The organism is Microbacterium sp. PRC9, assembly GCF_031844125.1.
Taxonomy (GTDB): Bacteria; Actinomycetota; Actinomycetes; order Actinomycetales; family Microbacteriaceae; genus Microbacterium.
In genome coordinates this window covers 1-19,075 of the sequence record NZ_JAUZUR010000010.1, presented here as the reverse complement: position 1 = coordinate 19,075, position 19,075 = coordinate 1, and the positions used below count along the sequence as shown (strand labels likewise).

The following is a 19,075-nucleotide window of genomic DNA, read 5'->3' as shown; positions in this document are numbered from 1 at the left end:
ACCGCCCCCGCGGGTCGGTCGTGGACGGGTGTCAGCCTGCCGGGTACCAGGCGATCGGCGAGGCGAACGGGTTCCCCGCACTCGTCTCCACGCCCCCGATGTCCTCGGCGGCGAAGTAGATCACCGGCGCCCAGAACACGGGCGCGAACCACGCGTTCTCGACGATGTACTCCTGCATCTGTGCGTCCAGGTCTGCCCGCTCGTCGTCCGAGGCACCGGCCGCCTGGTTCCACAGGTCCGTCAACTCCGCCGACTCGGTGTGGAACGGGTTGAAGAAGTTCGAACCCGGGAGCCAGAAGTCCTTACCCTGCTGGTACATCGGCGCCGCCTTGTAGCCGCCGACGAACCCGGGGAACTCCCCGCCGGTGATGTTGGCCTGGTACACGGTGATGTCGGTTGCGACGTCCTGCGTCATCGTGATGCCGACCTCGGCCAGCTGCGCGGCGATCGCCTCGCCGACGATGTCGAATCCGACGAACACCGCGGCCTGCACCTTCATCTCGAACCCATCGGGGTAGCCCGCCTCGGCGAGCAGCTCCTTCGCCTTGTCGGGGTCGTAGGTGTAGTAGTCGGCGAACGCCTCGGAGTATCCGTCGGCACCCTCGATGGCGGTCTGGAAGGTGGGCGTGCCCATGTCGCCGAGGATCGCCTTGGTGATCGCGTCACGGTCGATCGCATAGTTGATCGCCTGGCGCACCTTCGGGTCTGCCAGTGCCGGAACGACCTCGCCGTCGCGGTCCGTGAGGAACAGGCCCGTCATGATGCCGGGGTTCGCGATCACCTGGAGTCCCGCCGACTGCGCCTGCTGGGCGGAGTCGGGCGAGCCCTTGTACACGTCGATCTGGCCGGTCTTCGCGGCGTTCAGCGCGGCCTGCGCGTCCGCCGTGATCTTGTAGACCACCTTGTCCCAGTACTGCTGCGACTTGTCGTAGTAGTCCGGGTTCGCGGTGTATGTGTAGTGGTCGCCCACCACGCTGTCGTCGGGGTCGTAGATATATGCGCCGGCGCCGTGCGAGGTGTTGTCCAGCGACAGCGACTCGGGGTCCTCGAGCCCCGTCGGGCTGATGATCTGCCCGATCGGGTACTGCTGGGTGAGCAGCCACGGGATGAGCGGGTTCGGGACGGCGCTGGTGATCTTGAGCTCGAGATCGCTGACGGCCTCGAACGTCAGGTCCGCGAGCAGCGCCGAGTGGTTTCCTTCGGAATCCCGGGCGTACTCCAGCGAAGCCTTCACCGCGTCCGCCGTCAGCTCGTCGCCATCGGAGAACGTCACCCCGTCACGGAGCGTGACGTCGAGGACGGTGTTGCCCTCGCCTTCGTACTCCCAGGACTCGGCGAGGCGGGGTTCGACGCTGCCGTCGGGAGCGAGGTAGAACAGCGGGTCGTAGGCGACCATCGTGAAGTCGATGTACGCCGAGTCGAGTGTGCCCGGGTCGAGCGTGGGGGGCGCCTGCTGCTCGCCCACCGTGAGCGTTCCGCCCTTCCCGGGGGTGCCGGATGCCTCCGGCGTAGAGCCGGACGAGGAGCATCCGGCGAGAGCGAGAGTGACCACGACGGCAGCGGCGGCGGCGAGCTTCAGCCGTCCGCCGCGGCCGTGGCCACGGGAAGAGATTGCAGACCTCATGAGGACTCCTTTGTCGGGTTCGACACCGTTGTCAAACGATGCCGGAACTTCTGCTGTTTCAAAGTGTGAGGGCTGCTCCCGCCCTGCACAGGAGGGGAGCGTGCAAACTATCGTTGCCTATCCGACAACGGTGTCAACACCCTCCTCCCCCCAGGTGAGCCACTCGAGCTGACTCGCGGAGAGCGTGATGCGCGATGCCGAGATCGCGCCGTCCAGGTGCGCGAGGGTGCTGGGCCCGATGGTAGGCCACACCCCCGCGTGATTCAGGGTCCATGCCAGGGCGATGGAGGCGGGCGGTTCGCCCAGCTCGGCAGCGAGGACTGCGCACCGGTCACGGCGCGCGCGGTTCTCCGGCGTATCGAAGGGATCCTCACGACCCTCGACCGGCGACGTGCGTGCGAAGAACCCCTGCGCCTGCGCCGACCAGCTGAGAAGGGGCAGCCCGCGCGTGCGCACCACCCCCAGCACCGCGTCGTCGGCGGCGAGTCCCATGGGCGCGAGCACCTCGGGCCGCGGTGCGGCCAGGCTCCAGTGGTAGCTCGCGACGAGCGGGGGGGGATCCTCCGCCACCTCGATGGCGAGAGCCTCGAGACGCGATGCCGGCCAGTTCGAGACGCCGACGTTGCGAGCGAGGCCCTCGGCCGTGATCTCGCGGAGCGTGTCGGCGAGCTCTTCGACGGGGCGCTCGGGATCGTCGCAGTGGTACAAGAGAACCTCGAGCGGCTCGCCACCGAGCACCTCGATCGACTCACGCACGTGTGCGAGCACCGTCGCCCTGTCCAGGGGGATGTCGGCGCCGTCGAGGCCATGACCGACCTTGGTCACGACTCCGAGCGGAGCACCGTGAGCGCGCAGCCACTGGCCGACCACCTGCTTGCCCCGCCCGCGGGCGTAGCTGTATGCCGTCTCGACGAGCCGGCCGCCGCTCTCCACGAAGCGGTCGAGCTTCGCGAACGAGGCGGCATCCTCCTCGCGACCGAACGCGCCGCCCAAAATGATGCGGGCCGGACCGTCCGCGGCGGGGTCGAGGAGGACCCCGCCGCGAACGGGCGCCGTCGGTGTCATGCCGCGACCTCGGCCGCGCCCGAGATGGTCGCCCGCTCGTCATCGGTGACGTCGTCGAACGGCCAGCCCAGCTGCGGGTTGATGGCGACCTGGAAGGCGTTCAGCGCCATGCAGCTCAGGCTGAAGCTTCCGAGGCATCCGATCGCATCCAGCAGCCCCTCCTCCCCGAGGAGCGTCACGGTCGCGGAATAGGTGTCGTCGTCGACGCCGCGACCGGCCAGAGTCTGGACGGCGAAGGCGTGGAAGATGCGTTCGTCCTCATGGGCGAACCTGGGGTCCTCGCCCCGGGCGAGACGATCGAGCGAGTCCTGCGTGAAGCCGAGGCGGAGAGCCTCTTCGCTGTGCGCGTTCCACATCGAGCCCGAGCGGAAATGGCGGCCCGGGATCAGCATGCTGAGCACGCGAAGGCGGGGATCGAGGCGCGACGCGTTGCGGCAGTAGTCCCCGAGGCCTTCAACCCAGTGGGCGACATCGAGGTTGTGCGCCCACATGAGGAAGGGCGGCGGCGGCGGCACGTCGGCGCCGACGAGCGTGGCGAGGAGGGCCTTCTGGCCCTCGTCGAGCGAGGGGATCGGGGAGAGTCGCATGGTCACCTTCCGGGCCGAATGGCCGATGGATTCATGCTAGGGAGAAAACGACTGACACCGTTGTCGGAAATCGCAACGATAGTTTGCATACCCGGCGTCGACGTGGATGCCGGAACTGCCGGAATCGCAACCTCATCGACGAAGGCGAGCAGGTCGACAAGGTTGTCACGACGGACACGCCGAAGGGCATCGGAGTCCAGCCGCTCGCGGAGCCGCGGGACGACGCGCCGCTGTACATAGTCGAGCCCCGGCATCCCGCCATACGCAACGTACCGCGAAGCGCGTGCGACATCACCACCGAGAACGACTCCCCCACTACCCCCGGCCTCCGCGACGGCGACGAGGCAGTCGATGATCGCGGAGTCCGGGGCATCGCGGTGTCGTGCCCAGCCGTCGTACCCGAGCCGTGCGCCGGTCGCGATCAGCTCTCGGTGCAGCCCCGGGTCGAGGTTGCGGTCCATGTGAGCGAGCACGATGTGTCGCGGCTCGACGTCGGCGTCGCCTAGGACCTCGAGGACCTCGAAGGCGGCGGAGCCGTGGTCGAGGTGAATCATGACCGGCGCCCGCGTCTCGCGGTGCGCGTGCGCGACCGCGGCCAGCGCCCGCCGCTCGAAGGAGCCGATGGACCAATAGCGGATGCCGGCCTTGAGCATTCCTGCCCGTACCGCGGGCTTCTCGCCGCGGCGGAAGCCGACGGTGATGTCCTCGACGAACCGTTTCGCGAGTGCAGCCTCGGACTCCTGCCGAAGCGGGTGGTCGTCGGGGTAATGCCCGCCGTGATGCAGACCGGTGACGTGCACCACGTGGAGGCCGGTCGACCTGCTGATTTCGGCGACATCCCCCGGGCGCGCGCCCAGTCCGGCGGGGGTCGCCTCGACCATCAGCGTCACGCCGGCGCGCAGGAACCTGGCCGCCTCTTCGCGCGACCGCTCGACATCGGCGAGCTCGTCACCCGGCAGCATCCGGCTCACCTGGAAGAGGTGCTCGTGATAGTCGGTGTCGCCGACGACCTCCGGAGAGATGTCGCCCAGCACCGTTCGGATGCGCGGCCCGTCTGTCACGGCAGATCCTCGAACCAGCCCTCGAGGCGGCGGTAGGCGTCGGTGAACCGGGCGTAGCCGCGTTCGTAATCGGCATGGCCGCGCGCATCGGGAAGGTGGTCCCCTTCGCGTCGCGAGAACTTCGACGCGACCTCGAATCCGTCGAAGATGCCGACGCCGACGCCTCCGACGATCGCGGCGCCGAGCGCGTTCGCCTCATCGACCAGGTCCCGACGGCTGACCGTGATGCCCCACACGTCGGCGAGGAGCTGCACGATGAACGGGGACTTGGCGGCGCCTCCGATCACGTCGATCCGGCCGAGCCCTCGCCCGTTCTCCGAGAAGGCGCGGAGCCCTGATCGCAGATTGAACGCGACGCCCTCGACCACCGCGCGGACGAGGGCGCCTCGTCCGTGGTGGCGCTGAAGCCCGAGGAAGGCCGCGCGGGCGCGCGGGTTCCAGTAGGGCGAGCGCTCGCCGAGCAGATGCGGAAGGAAGAAGAGACCATCGGATGCCCCGGAGCCGGCCGCCGCCGCAGCGAGGAGCGTCTCGTAGTCCGCGGCCGGGTCCGAACCGAGGACGTCGACGATCCATTGGAGCGAAGCGCCCCCGGCCTGCATCGTCGCGGTGGGGACGAACAGGTCCGGGATGACGTGGTTGAACGTCATCGACCGCATGGCCGGATCGTGCATCGGCGCGGCCGCGCTCACCGAGACCCACGACGACGACCCGAGGTAGGCGTAACCACCGGAGTCGGGTGTCGTCACTCCCGCTCCGAGGGCGGCGAGGGGGCCGTCTCCACCGCCTTGCACCACCGCCGTCCCTGCGAGCAGCCCGCTCTCCCGTGCGGCCTGCGCGGTGATCCGGCCGGTCACCGACGACGAAGGCACGATCTGCGGGAAGAGGGTGTGAGCAAGCTCCGCAGCGTCGATGATCTCCTCCGACCAGCGACCCGCTCGCTGGTCGAACGCATTGGTGCCGGACGCATCCGACGGATCGGTGGCGAGAACCCCGGTGAGCCGATGGACGAGGAAGTCCTTCGCCTGAACACTGACGGCGGTACGCCGGAAGGATTCGGGCTCTTCGTCGCGCAGCCATAGCAACTTGGACAGTGAGTAGGTCGCATTGAGGCGGTGACCGGTGATCTCGTACACACGCTCGATGGGCACGCGCTCAACGAGCCGTGCAGTTTGGCGTGTCGACCGGGTATCGGCCCAGATGATCGCCGGGCGGACGACCTCCCGCGCGCTGTCCAGCGGCACCACGCCCATCATCTGCCCGGAGAACGACACGACGTCGATCGATGCGGGAGCTGTGTCGGTCTGCTCGAGCAGGCGGCGCGTCGCCTCGCAGAAGGCATCCCACCAGTCTGCGGGATCCTGCTCGGCCTTGCCCTGCGGCCCGAACTGGGTGTCGTAGCGCTGCGTGACCGCGGCGATGACGCGCCCCTCGTCCGAGACGAGCGTGGCTTTGTCGCCGGTCGTGCCGAGGTCATGCGAAAGGATCACGCCGTCGGGCTCCTTGCTGATGTGGTTCGGATGGCTGGTTAGCGAAACTACACGAATGACCTACTGCGGGCGAGCAATCCGGGTGAATTCATTGCAGAACACGAACGCCTCGCTACTTTGATGTAGTTTCACTACCAGTTGCTCTTGCATGAAGGGATGCCGATGTCCATCGATCTGAAATCCGCCGTTCCGGTCGGCGTGCCTGTGCGGCTCGCGATCGGCCCGCACGGAGAGATGGAGGGCGCGAGTGGGCGCTACGAGAAGCGATGGGGTGAACTCGACGGGATCTACCGCGACACGGCCGCCTTCGACGCGATCGTCCGCGAACGGGGCCGGGCGACCGTCGCGTATCACGTGAGCGAGCACCGCTATTCCTCGCAGCCCGGTGCGCTCATCGTCGGCACCAGCACGGTCCTTCCCGGCGTTGTGGGCGCGGAGTTCGCCATGACCCGCGGCCACCTGCACGGCATCTCCGATCGCGCGGAGCTGTACCACTGCCTCAGTGGCCACGGCGTCATGCTCCTGGACAGTGTCGACGGGCAGTCGGTCGCCATCGAGCTGCGACCGGGACAGGCCGTGAACGTGCCGGGAGATTGGGTGCACCGCAGCGTCAATGTCGGCACGGAGCCGTTCGTGACCCTCTTCTGCTACAACGCCGATGCGGGGCAGGACTACGGCATCATCGCCGACGCCGGGGGGATGAAGACGCTGGTCGTGGGCTCCGGTTCCGGCTGGGAGCAGGTGCCGAATCCCGACCACAGGGGCTACGCGTCGGGGCGCGCGCGATGACCCCGTTCGCCCTCCCCGCCCGCATCATCCCCGTCGTGGAGATCGAGGATGCGTCGGCCGCGGCGCCACTCGCGGCGGCACTCCTGGCGGGCGGTCTGCCTGTCGCGGAGATCACGCTGCGCACGCCGGCGGGCATCGAGGCGATCAGGATCATCGCGCGCGACTACCCCGAACTGACCGTCGGCGCCGGAACCGTCCTCGACGAACGCGCCGCCGAAGCGGCGGTGGAAGCCGGGGCCGGATTCCTCGTCTCGCCCGGCTTCTCCCCCGATGTGTCGCAGGCGGCCGCCCTGCTCGGCGTCCCGCTCGTACCCGGCGCGGTCACCGCGACGGAGATCCTCGCGTGCCTGGACGCCGGTCACCGCACCGTGAAGTTCTTCCCCGCCGAGACGGCGGGGGGACTCGCGGCGCTGCGCGCCCTCGCCGCGCCGTTCGCCCATACCGGGTTGAGGTTCGTCCCGACCGGGGGGATCCGCCTGGAGAGCCTGGGAGGCTACTTCGCCGAGGCATCCGTCGTCGCCGTCGGCGGAACGTGGATCGCGACCCGCGAGGCGATCGTCGATGGGCGTTGGGCCGACATCGAAGAAGCCGCGCGGGTCGCCGTAGCGACAGCCGCCGTCGGAACGGAGGTCGCCGCATGACCCGCACCTTCACGGCGCAGACGCTGCGAGCCGCACAGCGCCCGACGTTCTACTTCGTCGGTGTCACGACGGGCCAGTCCTCCATCCGCCGGGTCTTCCCGGCTTGGGCCGAGGCGCTCGCGCTCGGCGACGTCGAGATGACCGGAATCGATCTGCCCCTGCACGCCCCGGACGAGGACTACCGCGCCGTGGTGGAGTTCCTGGCACGGGACCCGCTCAGTCTCGGCGCGCTCGTCACGACCCACAAGATCGATCTCTTCCGCGCCGCGTCCGATCTGTTCGACGAGGTCGACCCGCTCGCTGCCCTCATGGGCGAACTGAGCTGCATCGCGAAGCGCGAGGGACGGATCATCGCGAGCGCGAAGGACCCCTACTCCGCCGGGCACGCGCTCGAGGCGCTGCTGCCGGACCAGCATTTCGCGCGGAACCCCCAGGCGGAGGTCTTCCTCATGGGGGCCGGGGGCTCCGCGATCGCGATCGACTGGTACCTCACCAGACCCGAGCGGGGAGTGAACCGGCCGGCGACAGTCGTGGTCTCCAACCGCAGCCAGGGACGCCTGGACGCACTGAAGGAGATCCACGAGCGCGCAGGCGACCATCGACCGCTGCGCACCGTGCTCGCATCCGACGCCCGCAGCAACGACGCGATCCTGCGCGAGCTTCCGGAAGGCAGCCTCGTCGTCAATGCGACGGGTCTGGGAAAGGATGCCCCGGGCTCCCCGCTCACGGACGACGCCGTGTTCCCGAACGGCGCAGCCGTTTGGGAGCTCAACTACCGCGGCGATCTGGTCTTCCTCGACCAGGCACGGCGTCAGGCCGATGAACGCGGACTCCGCGTCGTCGACGGGTGGGTGTACTTCCTCCACGGCTGGACACAGGTCATCGGCGACGTGTTCGACGTCGACATCCCCACCCGCGGACCCGCGTTCGAGCAGTTGTCGCAGATCGCCGCGGGGTTCCGGTGAGCGCGCCCGCGCGCATCCTCGTCACGCCCAGATCGCTGACGGCCGACGACGGCGTGTCGAGGCATCCGTCTCTCGCTCCGTTGCGTGCGCACGGATTCGAGCTCGTCGCCGGGCCGCCGGGGCGGCTCCCGCGGCCCGACGAGCTGCCCGAGCTGCTCGACGGGGCCGTGGGGTGGCTGGCGGGCGTCGAGCGCATCTCCGCCGACGTGCTGTCGTCGGCCGGCTCCCTCAGGGTCATCGCGCGCAACGGGACTGGTGCCGACAGCATCGATCTCGAGGCGGCGACAGGTCTCGGCATCCGCGTGATCACCGCCCCCGGCGCGAACGCGCAGGGTGTGGCGGAACTCGCGCTCGCCCTCGCCCTCGCCTCGGTGCGGGACATCGTCGCCGCGGATCGCACGATGAAGGCGGGTGGCTGGACCCGCACGTCGGCCCGCGAGTTGTCGGAGTTGCGCGTCGGAGTCGCCGGATACGGCGCGATCGGCCGTCGAGTCGCGACGCTGTTTGCCGCTGTCGGCGCAGAGGTCCGGATCTACGACCCCTGGGCGTTGGAACCGGTGGCTCACCGGCGGGTCGGGTCACTGGAGGAGCTTGCGGAGACCTCTGACGTGCTCTCGCTGCACGCGCCGCCTCCCGCGGACGGCTCTGCGCTGGTCACCGCACACCTGCTGGAACGCGTGCCGCCTGGGGCGATCCTCATCAATACGGCGCGGTCGGCGCTCGTCGACGCGGACGCCGTCGCGCGCGCACTCGACGACGGACGGCTCGGTGCCTACGCCGTCGACGCGTTCGACACCGAGCCACCGGTTCTCGACAGGCTGCTCCGCCACGAGCGCACCATCATGACGCCGCACATCGGCGGCTTCACGGCGGCGAGCGTGCAGCGTGCCACCGACGCCGCCGTGGCCGCGCTCGTGACTGCGCTAGCCTCCTAGCAGACACGACGAGGAGCCCATGCCGACCGACCGGATCCCACCGCTGCTCGAGCGGCTCTCGAACGCGCGTCCTTCGCTGCGCCGCTCGGAGGCGAAGGTGCTCGACCTCGTGATGACGGATCCCCGCCTCGTCGTGGATTCCACGATGGCGGGAGTCGCCGCGGCCGCCGATGTGTCGGAGCCGACCGTCATGCGCTTCTCCACGAGTCTCGGCTTCGATGGCTTCCAGCAGTTCCGGCTCGCGCTCGCCGAAGCCCTCGCGCTGGGGCTCCCGGCGGGGTTGTCGACGATCGGGACCGACGACGACGCCCCGACGCTGACCGCGAAGATCTTCGACCACACTCTGAGCAGCCTTGATCGTGCCCGGTCGTACCTCGATCCCGACGCCGTCGACCGGGCTGTCGCGGCGATCCTGGAGAGCACGTCGATCGTGCTGATCGGCCACGGCGCCTCGGCAGTGATCGCGATGGATGCCGCGCAGAAGTCGGTGCTGTTCGGTGTGCCCTGTGTTGCGCCGGATGACCCGCATCAGTGGTTCATGAGCGTCGCGATGGCGTCACCGGAGACTCTGGTCGTCGCGATCTCGAACACGGGGTCGACCCGGTCGGTGCTCGAGATCGTCCAGCACGCCCACGATCGACGGTTGCGCGTGGTCGCCCTCACGGGCTCGGATGACACTCCGCTCGCCCGCCTGGCCGACATCGCGCTCGTCGTCAAGACCTTCGAGAACACCGACCTCTACACGCCGACCGTCTCGCGGCTGGCGGGTCTCGTGGTCGTCGACATTCTTGCCACCGCGGTCGCCGTGCGTCGCGGTGAGGCCCACGCGCAGGATCTCGCGCGTATGAAGTCCGGCCTGACAGCGTTCCGCCGAGACTGACTCTCACCCGCGCACCACCTGCGCGGCTGCCGTGCGCGGTACGGGACCTCGGGGTTCCTCGCTGTCCGGCGGCGTTGCCTCCCCTGTGTGGTGTGGCGAAAGCTTCCCCTCAGGCACTACAGGAAGTAGTGAGACTACCGATACTGGCGACTTTTGATGTTTGCGAGAGAAGTTCTGGCGCAGAAAGCGCCATTCATGTAGTTTCACTAAACAGAGCGACATCCGGTCGCTCGTCATCACTGGGGGCGGTGCCTGGGCGGCACCAACCGGTCCGCATGACGCTCGAACACGCCCGCCGACGCGGCGGCATCACACAAAGAGGTGTAAGTCATCAAAATGATGCAGATCAAAGAGCACACCCGGACGACGTCGAAGCGTCGGCTTGGGGCGATCGCGGCAACGACATTGGTCGCCACAGCCCTTCTCGTGGCTCCCGCTACCGCGAGCTTCGCTTCCGAGTACGACGTCGCGAATCCGTGTCCTGCGGTCGTCCCGACGGTCGTGGCGTCCAACGCAGGGTGGACGCGCCAGCAGACCGGTCAGGCGTGGGCGACGGCGAACCTCGCCGCTTCGCCTCGCGCCGCCACCTCCGAGTGGGTCACCATCACGGTGAGCGGCCAGCAGCTGAAGGCATGGGTGGACTACCCGCTCGGCACGGAGAAGGCGTCTGCGGTGATCGTCGGCCATGAGGTCTTCGGCCTGACGGACTCGACCCGCAACACCGCGGATCAGATCGCCGCCATGGGTTACATCGCCATCACGCCCGACTTCACCTCGGGACTCGGCCCCGACGGCACCGGAGATGTCCAGACCCTCGTCGCAAGCGACGGGCAGACCTCGACGCTGCTGACGTCGCTGTCGGACGACCAGATCAACGAGCGGTTCGACGCATGGGTCGACTATGCGAAGGGCCTGTCGCGCTCGAACGGTCTCGTCGACATCGTCGGGCTCTCGTGGAGCGGCGGCGCGGCGTTCCGCTACGCCCAGTCCGGGACGACGGACGTAAACGCGATCGCGGTGTTCTACGACGTCGGAGCGCCGACCGTGACGCAGGGCTGCCACCGCAACGACGGCCTGACCGACTACCCGGTCGACGATATCCGCGTGCCGATCTACGGCTTCTACGGTGAGACCGACACGCGAGCCACCGGCAGCGTGCCGCTCACCACCACGACGATGGCCGCGTACGGCAAGTTCTTCGATCCGGTGGTCTACGCCGGTGCGGACCACGCGTTCATGCGCGTCGGCTCGACGCCCACCGCGAACGCCGCCAACAAGGCGGCGGCGCAGGCGGCGACCACCCGACTGCAGGGCATCCTGGCTGCGTCGTTCGCCGGAAGCGGCGACACCGGCATCGACGTGGACGCGACGGTGCCGGCGGCCGCCCCCGGCTCCCTCGCGCTGACCGTCGCCGGAGACCACGTGACGCTCTCGCAGGCAGCAAATGCCGGCGACCACCTGCGCTTCATGGGGCAGCTCCCCGCCGTCACCGTGACCGACTCCCGCAGCGCCCAGCAGGCCGGCGCGGGCGGCTGGTCCGTCGCCGGTCAGGCGAGCGCGCTCACCGGGCCGATGGGCACGGTCGACGCCGACAATCTCGGCTGGGTCCCCTACCTGCTCACCACCCGTCCCGGGCTGGCCGCAGGCACGAGCGCGGTCTCCGCGCTCTCGGGCGGGGCCGGACTGTCGACCCCCGCGACGCTTGCCTCGGCCAGCAGCGCCGGACGCTACGGATCGGCCCAGATCGGCGCCGGGCTCTCCCTCGACGTCCCCGTCGACACGACGCCGGGGACGTACGGCGGCACCCTGACGGTGTCTCTGTTCCCGGTCGACTGACCCCCTGACCGTGGGGCCGGCCGGCGCTCCTCCGCCGACCGGCCCCACAACTCTCTTCCTGGAGGCCACCATGCGTTCGCGCTCCCTTCTGCCCGCATCGGCTGTCGTCACCGCAGCGATCCTGATCGGGCCGCCGCTCACCGTGCACGCCGACACCACACCGTCGCCGACCCCGTCGCCCTCGGAAGCGTCGGTCACCTGGGCAATCGGTCCCGCCGCGGTCGAGGGCAGTGACGACCGGGTCTCGCTGCGCTATGAGCTGGACCCGGGCGCGAACGCGACCGACGCCGTCACCGTGACCAACTTCAGCGACACCGACGAGGTCTTCCACATCTACGCCAGCGACGGCGTGTTGTCGGAGGACGGCAACTTCGACCTGCTTCCCGCCGGTACCGAGCCTGCCGACGGCGGATCCTGGGTGACGCTGACGGCCGTCGACGGCGCATCGGCGTCTCCCGACGGCGGACTCATCCTCGCCATGGCCCCCGCCTCGACCGCGACCATCCCCGTCGAGATCTCCGTGCCCGACAACGCCGCACCCGGCGACCACCCTGCCGGCATCGTGGCCGAGCTCATCCCCGGGTCGACGTCCGACGTGCAGTTCGCCTCGCGCGTCGGTGTCCGCATCCATCTCCGCGTCACCGGAGAGGTGGCCGTGCAGGCGGTGCCCGCGGTGGCCGAGGAATCCTGGACCCCGTCGTGGAACCCGTTCGCACCCGGCATCGTCACGGTGACGTACACCACGACCAACACCGGCAACGTCCGGGTCGGAACAGCCTCAGATGTCGCAATCACCGGGCCGTTCGGAGTCGCCGGAGCATCTCGATCGGACGCGCAGCGCGAGATCCTGCCATCCGGATCCTCCACGACCACGACCGAGCTCGAGGTGTGGCCGCTGTTCCTCGCACTCGGGACGATCACCACCACGCCGTCCGTTGTCGGCGACGACGACATCGACGCCGGCCTCTCCCCCGCGAGCACATCCTTCACGGTGTGGACGATTCCGTGGTCGCAACTGGTTCTGATCGCCCTCGTCGTCGGCGGATTCTTCCTCGTCCGCATACTCCGCGCACGTGCGGCCGCAAGAACCCAGGCGCGCATCGACGAGGCCGTCGCACGCGCCCGGGCGACGGATGCCCCGGCATCCGATCCCGACTCCGACCTGTCCATTCCCGAATCAGAACAACATCACGATGAGGTGACCCGATGAATCATGAGGACAGCGCACAGCTCGCCATGCGAGCCGGCAGGACCAGACGACGCCTCAGAGGGGCGAAGCTCATCGCAGGGCTCGCGGCGACGACCGCGGTATGCCTGCTCGCGGCCGGCGTCCCCGCCGCCAACGCCGACGAGGACAACGTCGTCCTCACCGTCGCGGGCGCGCCGGCGGCGAGCACATACGACCGGATGAACGGCGGCAACGGCGACTACGCCTTCACCTACACGCTCCTGTGGAGCGACATGCTGTTCGCCTCCGACGAGCGGGGCAACTACACGCCGTGGCTGGCAACCGACATGGGGACCTGGTCGGCGGACTATCTGACCTATACGGTGTCGATCCGGCACGACGTCACCTTCCAGGACGGTACAGCGCTCACCGCGGACGACGTCGCCGCGAGTTTCAACCGCCTCCGCAGCGAGACACCGCTGAGCTCGGTGTCGCCATGGAACGACTACGTGACCGCCGCGACCGCGACGGGCACCTACGAGGTCACTCTCGACTTCCGGGTGCCGATGCCCAACTTCTACGGGCAGGCGTCGATGTTCCCGATCATCCCCGCCGAACACGTTCGTACGGGGGCGACCGACACGACGTTCTGGAAGCATCCGATCGGCAGCGGCCCGTACGCGTTCGACCCCGCGGACGCGACCAACATGACGCTGGTCCGCAATGACGCCTGGTGGGGCTGGGGTGTCGAGGGCGACAGCAATGTCGATCGGATCGTCTTCTCCACCGCCGGCGGCGACCCTGCGATCCATGCGGCGGCTGCGGGCGACGCCGACATCGTGATGCGGGTGGCGCTCGGTGCGAGCAGCGCCGTCGACGCGGCTGTCGCGGCGGGCGCCGTCGACGTGCCGCACTCCTACGACAAGCGCGAGTACATGGCCTACACGATCGCACGTGCCGTCAAGGACGGGAACTACATCGCTGCGGCGAGCGCGTATGACAGCGCCGGCCAGCTGCAGCCGGGTGTGACCGTGCAGCCGGGGCTGTTCGCGGATGAGCGGCTGCGGGAAGCCGTGTCTCTCGGCCTGGATCGCGCGGCACTCGCCACGCTCCGCGGCGGTGAGGTCGAGCTGTGGTCGGGATCGCCCGGGGTCATCGGCTACGACGACCGTCAGCCGTACGAGTACGACCCCGAAAGGGCGCGGCAGCTGCTCGCCGATGCCGGGTACGACCCGAACACGGTCGTCTACATGTTCGCCGAGAATGCCGCGTTCCTCACCGCCGTCACCCAGATGCTCGGGCAGATCGGCATGAAGGTCGAGCCCACGGCATTCAATCCGCTCAACACGAACACCTGGGCTGCCAACGCGCAGAAGCCCGCCGACCTGAACTCTCAGGCGTTCAACGCGCGCAATGCCGAGACCATGAATGAGCTCACCGGTCTCATCGCCGCGGACAGGCAGAACACGGGATACATGCTGACCGACGAGGGCAAAGCGGTGAAGGCAATCATCGACCAGGCCGTCGTGACGCCCGAGCTCGAGTCCTCCGGCATCCGCCACGAGATCTATCAGGCGATGCGCGACCAGTACGCGCCCTTCGCCTGGATGTACCTGCTCGGCAACCGCTATGTCGTCGCCGGCGATGTGGTCGGCTATCGGATCATGGGGTATCCGAGCCTTGACCTTCGCTTCGTCACTGTGGGGGCCGTCGCCTCCGGCGGGGTGGATGTCGAGGCCACGGTCCCGGCCGACGCGCCGGGCACGCTCGCACTCACCGTCGCCGACTACGGCGACCACGTCACGCTGGAGCAGGGAGAGAACGCCGGCGACCGCCTCCGGTTCACGGGTTCACTCCCCCAGATCACCGTCACCGACGCTCGGAACCCGCAGCAGGCAGGATCCGGCGGATGGGCCGTGACCGGCCGGGCGGGCGACTTCGTCTCGGCGACGGGAAGCGTGGACTCCGGGCACCTCGGGTGGAATCCGCAGGTGACGACCGCGCGCGCCGGCGTCGAGGCCGGTGGCTCCGTCGCCACGACCCTGAGCGGCGGCACCGGCCTCAGCATGCCGGCGTCACTCGCCACGGCCGACGCGGCGGGCCGCTTCGGCTCAGTACAGCTCACCGCCGGTCTGACGCTCGACCTCCCGGTCGACACCGCTCCGGGCATGTACAGCGGGACCGTGACGGTCTCGCTCTTCCCCGTCGACTGACACCATCCGGGGCCGGGCGACGAGATCGTCGACCGGCCCCTTCGTGAGCAGGGATGCTGTGGCGCTCGGCCCTGCGCGGAATCAGGCGGCGGCGGTTCCGCGGTGCGACTGCGCGAATGTCCAGAAGCCGGTCCCGTCGTGGCCGGTGTCGAAGGGTGCATCGTGTCCATTGCCGTCGCCGCGGCCGAAGTACCTGTTCTCCATCCAACTGAAGCGATCGCCGGTCCGGCCGCCGTATGCCTGCGCGAGACGATGGAGCGCGCCTTCCAGCTCGTCCAGAGTCGCGTGTTCGTCCGCGAAGGTCGCCGCGGCATCTGCGATCGCGACCGCGAAGCTGTCGTGATAGTCACGCGTCACCCACATCGCGCCGGAGCTGATATCGCTTCCGTCCCCCTCGACCGACACCGCCACCGCGGCGAGCGCATCCCGCGCCATCTGGATGGCGGCCGCGAGCGCAGGGCGTGCACCGTCGCCCCGCGAGAACCCGATCGTGATGCCTGTCGGCGACAGCCACTGGATCATCGGCGCCACGGTCTCGCCCAGCATGGCGATGGCGCGGATGGGCTGCGAGGGCCGGTTCCAGGCCTCGGCGTACTGCAGGGTCAGGCGCGAGTCGACGATGGCGGCTCCGTCGACCGTGCCGGCCACCTGACCGTCCGCGGATTCGGTGACCGCGACCTCGACGTTCCGCGGGGTCGCGCGGGCGAGATGCCAGCCAGCGGCATCCTTCCAGTACCGGACGACGTCCTGGTCCCGCGGGGCGCCTTCCACGTTCGCGACAGGGAACCGCAGCGTCGACGGGTCCGGCTTACCAGTGCTCGTATCCCCGCGGCCTCCGAGGGTGATCATGATCGCCGCAGCATCGTGTCGGACGGTGCGCGCGAAGGCCACGTCGAAGATCGTCGCATCGAGGCCGACGATGAGCCCGTCGACGAGCGTGAGGCGGTAGGTCAACCCACGGAGCTTGGTGATGTCGTCGACATAGCCTACGACGGCCTCGTCGTAGGTCTTGTTCTCGCCGTTGAAGAGCACCTGCACGTTCCATGACCAGGTGCCGTCATCGTTCAGCCACAGTGCGCGATCGCCGTTGATGTCGATCCGTTCGGCGGTGAAGGTGCCGTCGTCGCGCGGAGTCGGCACGGCTGTGTCGTTGATTCTGACTCCGTCGGCGGCGATGAGGGCCGCGAGTCCGCGCGCCGCGTCTCCCCCGGGGAACAGCGCGTCATAGACGGGAGCGGCGATGCCGATCACGCCGTCAGCCGCGATCGTCCTGGTCTCAATGCGTCCGGATACCGATGGGAGACGTTCATGCATGCTGCGACGGTAGCCGCATCGGCAGCTGGCGGGGCGCTCTGGCCATGCAAGATAAGCCTGCGACGCGCTATCTCGAAACCGCGGCTTCCGGGGGCATCACGCACCTATGGGCTGCCGCCCATGGCACGGTGATGAGCTCGAGCAGCTGCAGAGCATCGTCGAGGCGCCGGCAGCGGTGTCGTGAGGCAGCTACCGCGGCTGATCGGAGTTCGGGTCCGCGACGTACACGAGGCCGTCACCGGTAAGGCTGAGCTGCTGCTCGCCGGACGCGTACAGTGCGCGGCCCGCAGTGAGCGTCACGGCGCCGTCCCCGCCGGCGACGGTGACGGTCCCCGCTGTTACGATCGCCACCGTCGGGTGAGGCGTGGATAGCGAGGTGGGCATCGATTCGATCGAAGCGACCCGCCGGAGCCGGAAGTCCGGGACATCCGGCGTGAACGTGGTGACACGTTCGGAGGTGCTGACGGGCTCCAGGATCCTCGGCGGGCCCGGTGTCGGGTCAAGGATGCGGAGGAGCTCGGGCACATCGACGTGCTTGGGGGTGAGGCCCCCGCGGAGGACATTGTCGCTGACTGCCATCACTTCGACGCCGAGTCCCTCGAGGTAGGCGTGGAGCGTGCCGGCCGGCGCATACAGGACCTGTCCCCTGTCGAGGGAGACCAGATTCATCAGTAGCGCGACGATCACGCCCGGGTCACCCGGGTAGCGCTCCGCGATCACTCGCACAGCTTTGACCTCTGACGCGAACTCCGTGGCCTCCGCGTCGTGGACTGCGGCGATCAGCGCCGGGATGGGGGCCTCACCCGAGAGCAGCCACTGGATCACGTCTCGGAGGATGTCTGGCGGGTTGTGGCCGTTGAGCCGGGACCCGAGCGACTCAGCGGCGGGACCCAACTGAGTCACCAGCCGCCGAGTGGCGTCGAGGTCACGCAGCCCGGCGAGTGCGGTGAAGCCGTCGTTGACGGCCGCCAGGACTTCCGGCTTGTGGTTGTCGTCTCCATAGTTGCGGGACGCGGCCGAAAGCGGCACGCCAGCCGCCTCCTCGCGCTCGTACCCTTCGACCGCCTGGGCCTTCGAGGGGTGCACCTGAATGGAGAGCGGGGCCGCGGCGGCAAGCAGTTTCACGAGGAACGGCAGCCGCTCGGTGGCCAGATCCGGGAGAGGCTGCCCGTCTATGGCGCACGCCGGAGAAGCGGGATGGTCGCCGAACCAGATTTCAGCTTCCGGCGAGCCGGTGGCGGGCCGGCCCTGCATCTCGGCGATCAGCGTGGTCGATCCCCACGCGTACTGTCGCGGGGTGTTGGTGATCTCGATCAGCATGGTCGGATGCTCATTCCTTGAGGGTTGGAGTACGGCGACCCAAGCGGCCGGTCGCGTCGACGTCGCCGGACAAACCGGGCAATCGGCCCGACTCGTGTTGTCAGGCTGACGAGGCGATCCTTCTCGACGCGCGTCGCTCACTCAAAGCGAGGACCCGCGATCTGTTCGAGAAGCGGGTCTGGGGCGAGACTCGAGGTGAGGACGGCGAGCGGGTGTGTGTCCGACAGACCCGCGAGAAGCTCGGCTCCGTCGATGCCCTCCCCCACCTCGGCCTCGATGTTGACACCCGGGTGCCGCGCGGTCATGAGCGATGTGAACTCATCCGCGACGGGCTGGGACTGGAAGAGTCCCCCGATGGGAACAACGGAGCGAGCACCTGCCGTGTCACCGCTGCAGCCTGCCTTCTCGAGCGCGGCTGCTGCCGACGCAACGAGCTCGGCTGCTCCGTCGACCACGATGCGGTGGGCGACCTCATCGCGCCCCGACAGCTCGCTGACCGCGCGAGCGAAGTCGGCGATGATTCTCACGCGATCAGGGTCGGCCTGCAACGTCATATAGGCCTCGGCAAGGTTCGGCCAGCGCGCACAGACGACCTCGGTCAACGCCGTTGCCGGGCCACGACCGTCGTAGGCCCGCATGACGTCGTCGAGGGCGCGCCGCCCGAACCAGTAACTGCTCCCCGCATCGCCCATGATGTTCCCCCACCCGTCGACGCGGGCGACGCCCAGGGGTCCGACAGCGAGCGTAACGACACCAGTGCCGGCGGCGACGACAGCGCCATCTCGAAGCCCCAAAGCACCCAGAAAGGAGGTGATCGAGTCGTGGGCGACAAGAATGCGGCCAGCGGCGACGGCACCCAGTTCACTCCGGAGCCAAGCCGCGTGACCCTCCTCATGGAGCAACCCGGACGCGCCTACGGCGATGACCGCCGGCACCCTTCGGGCACGCGCCGTCGTCTCGTGGATAATCGCAGCGATCTGGGGAAGAACGGGTCGATCCGTCACCACCCCAGGAAAAGCCGCTTCGGTCGGCGATTCCCCGAGACCACGGATCCGGACCTTGGTCGATGTCTGCCCGGCGTCGATCGCGAGCGTGATCACGACGCCTTGGTCGAGAATGCGGCGTCGAACGCCGCAGCGGGAGGCGTGATCGCGTTGAGCTTGCGCACGAACTCGATCGCCTCGGGGGCG

General features: G+C 68.9%; 17 protein-coding genes. 8 read left to right on the top strand and 9 right to left on the bottom strand.

Features of this window, described 5'->3' with window-relative positions:
- Positions 1-31: 31 nt before the first annotated feature.
- From Q9R33_RS18700 to xylB, 5 genes are all read right to left on the bottom strand, one after another.
- Positions 32-1,624, bottom strand: a complete 1,593-nt coding sequence (locus Q9R33_RS18700) for an ABC transporter substrate-binding protein (RefSeq protein WP_311294694.1) — start codon at positions 1,622-1,624, stop codon at positions 32-34.
- A 117-nt stretch (positions 1,625-1,741) separates the two neighbouring features.
- Positions 1,742-2,689 carry an aldo/keto reductase gene (locus Q9R33_RS18695; RefSeq protein ID WP_311294693.1) on the bottom strand — a complete coding sequence of 316 codons (948 nt, stop codon included), beginning with the start codon at positions 2,687-2,689 and terminating at the stop codon, positions 1,742-1,744.
- Positions 2,686-3,276 (bottom strand): hypothetical protein, encoded by a 591-nt coding sequence (locus tag Q9R33_RS18690; RefSeq protein ID WP_311294692.1) that lies wholly within the window; start codon positions 3,274-3,276, stop codon positions 2,686-2,688. Before Q9R33_RS18690 ends, Q9R33_RS18695 begins: the two co-directional genes overlap by 4 nt.
- Before the next feature lie 2 nt (positions 3,277-3,278).
- Positions 3,279-4,337: an aryldialkylphosphatase gene (locus tag Q9R33_RS18685; protein WP_311294691.1), complete on the bottom strand. Its 1,059-nt coding sequence runs from the start codon at positions 4,335-4,337 to the stop codon at positions 3,279-3,281.
- Positions 4,334-5,824, bottom strand: coding sequence for a xylulokinase (xylB, locus tag Q9R33_RS18680; RefSeq protein WP_311294690.1), 1,491 nt, complete (start codon positions 5,822-5,824; stop codon positions 4,334-4,336). Before xylB ends, Q9R33_RS18685 begins: the two co-directional genes overlap by 4 nt.
- Before the next feature lie 162 nt (positions 5,825-5,986).
- On the opposite strand from xylB, the gene Q9R33_RS18675 reads away from it, so the two are divergent.
- Genes Q9R33_RS18675 through Q9R33_RS18655 form a run of 5 tightly spaced genes read left to right on the top strand, consistent with a single transcriptional unit; the run spans position 5,987 to position 10,034 of the window.
- Positions 5,987-6,613: a glucose-6-phosphate isomerase family protein gene (locus Q9R33_RS18675; RefSeq protein WP_311294689.1), complete on the top strand. Its 627-nt coding sequence runs from the start codon at positions 5,987-5,989 to the stop codon at positions 6,611-6,613.
- Complete coding sequence (gene eda / locus Q9R33_RS18670) at positions 6,610-7,254, top strand: bifunctional 4-hydroxy-2-oxoglutarate aldolase/2-dehydro-3-deoxy-phosphogluconate aldolase (RefSeq protein WP_311294688.1); 645 nt, start codon at positions 6,610-6,612, stop codon at positions 7,252-7,254. Before Q9R33_RS18675 ends, eda begins: the two co-directional genes overlap by 4 nt.
- The gene (locus tag Q9R33_RS18665; RefSeq protein ID WP_311294687.1) at positions 7,251-8,219 is read left to right on the top strand and encodes a shikimate dehydrogenase; all 969 of its coding nucleotides are present in this window, start codon (positions 7,251-7,253) and stop codon (positions 8,217-8,219) included. The genes eda and Q9R33_RS18665 overlap by 4 nt, the downstream gene beginning before the upstream one ends.
- Positions 8,216-9,154 (top strand): NAD(P)-dependent oxidoreductase, encoded by a 939-nt coding sequence (locus Q9R33_RS18660; protein ID WP_311294686.1) that lies wholly within the window; start codon positions 8,216-8,218, stop codon positions 9,152-9,154. The genes Q9R33_RS18665 and Q9R33_RS18660 overlap by 4 nt, the downstream gene beginning before the upstream one ends.
- Positions 9,155-9,173: 19 nt before the next feature.
- Entirely contained in the window at positions 9,174-10,034 is an 861-nt protein-coding gene (locus Q9R33_RS18655; protein ID WP_311294685.1) for a MurR/RpiR family transcriptional regulator, read from the top strand.
- A gap of 236 nt (positions 10,035-10,270) precedes the next feature.
- Here the strand turns inward: Q9R33_RS18655 and Q9R33_RS18650 are convergent, their stop codons facing one another.
- On the bottom strand, positions 10,271-10,450 hold the full coding sequence (locus Q9R33_RS18650; RefSeq protein ID WP_311294684.1) for a hypothetical protein: 180 nt from the start codon (positions 10,448-10,450) through the stop codon (positions 10,271-10,273).
- A gap of 85 nt (positions 10,451-10,535) precedes the next feature.
- On the opposite strand from Q9R33_RS18650, the gene Q9R33_RS18645 reads away from it, so the two are divergent.
- The 3 genes from Q9R33_RS18645 to Q9R33_RS18635 all read left to right on the top strand — a co-directional run bounded on the left by Q9R33_RS18645 (position 10,536) and on the right by Q9R33_RS18635 (position 15,251).
- Positions 10,536-11,870, top strand: coding sequence for a dienelactone hydrolase family protein (locus Q9R33_RS18645; RefSeq protein ID WP_311294683.1), 1,335 nt, complete (start codon positions 10,536-10,538; stop codon positions 11,868-11,870).
- A 70-nt stretch (positions 11,871-11,940) separates the two neighbouring features.
- Complete coding sequence (locus Q9R33_RS18640; protein ID WP_311294682.1) at positions 11,941-13,080, top strand: hypothetical protein; 1,140 nt, start codon at positions 11,941-11,943, stop codon at positions 13,078-13,080.
- Positions 13,077-15,251: an ABC transporter substrate-binding protein gene (locus Q9R33_RS18635; protein ID WP_311294681.1), complete on the top strand. Its 2,175-nt coding sequence runs from the start codon at positions 13,077-13,079 to the stop codon at positions 15,249-15,251. The genes Q9R33_RS18640 and Q9R33_RS18635 overlap by 4 nt, the downstream gene beginning before the upstream one ends.
- Positions 15,252-15,332: 81 nt before the next feature.
- Here Q9R33_RS18635 and Q9R33_RS18630 read toward each other — a convergent pair whose 3' ends face one another.
- The 3 genes from Q9R33_RS18630 to Q9R33_RS18620 form a co-directional block, all read right to left on the bottom strand.
- Positions 15,333-16,565, bottom strand: a complete 1,233-nt coding sequence (locus tag Q9R33_RS18630; protein WP_311294680.1) for a hypothetical protein — start codon at positions 16,563-16,565, stop codon at positions 15,333-15,335.
- Positions 16,566-16,754: 189 nt separating this feature from the next.
- Positions 16,755-17,885 (bottom strand): mannose-6-phosphate isomerase, class I, encoded by a 1,131-nt coding sequence (manA, locus tag Q9R33_RS18625; RefSeq protein ID WP_311294679.1) that lies wholly within the window; start codon positions 17,883-17,885, stop codon positions 16,755-16,757.
- Positions 17,886-18,022: 137 nt separating this feature from the next.
- Entirely contained in the window at positions 18,023-18,985 is a 963-nt protein-coding gene (locus tag Q9R33_RS18620; protein WP_311294678.1) for a BadF/BadG/BcrA/BcrD ATPase family protein, read from the bottom strand.
- Positions 18,986-19,075: the final 90 nt, after the last annotated feature.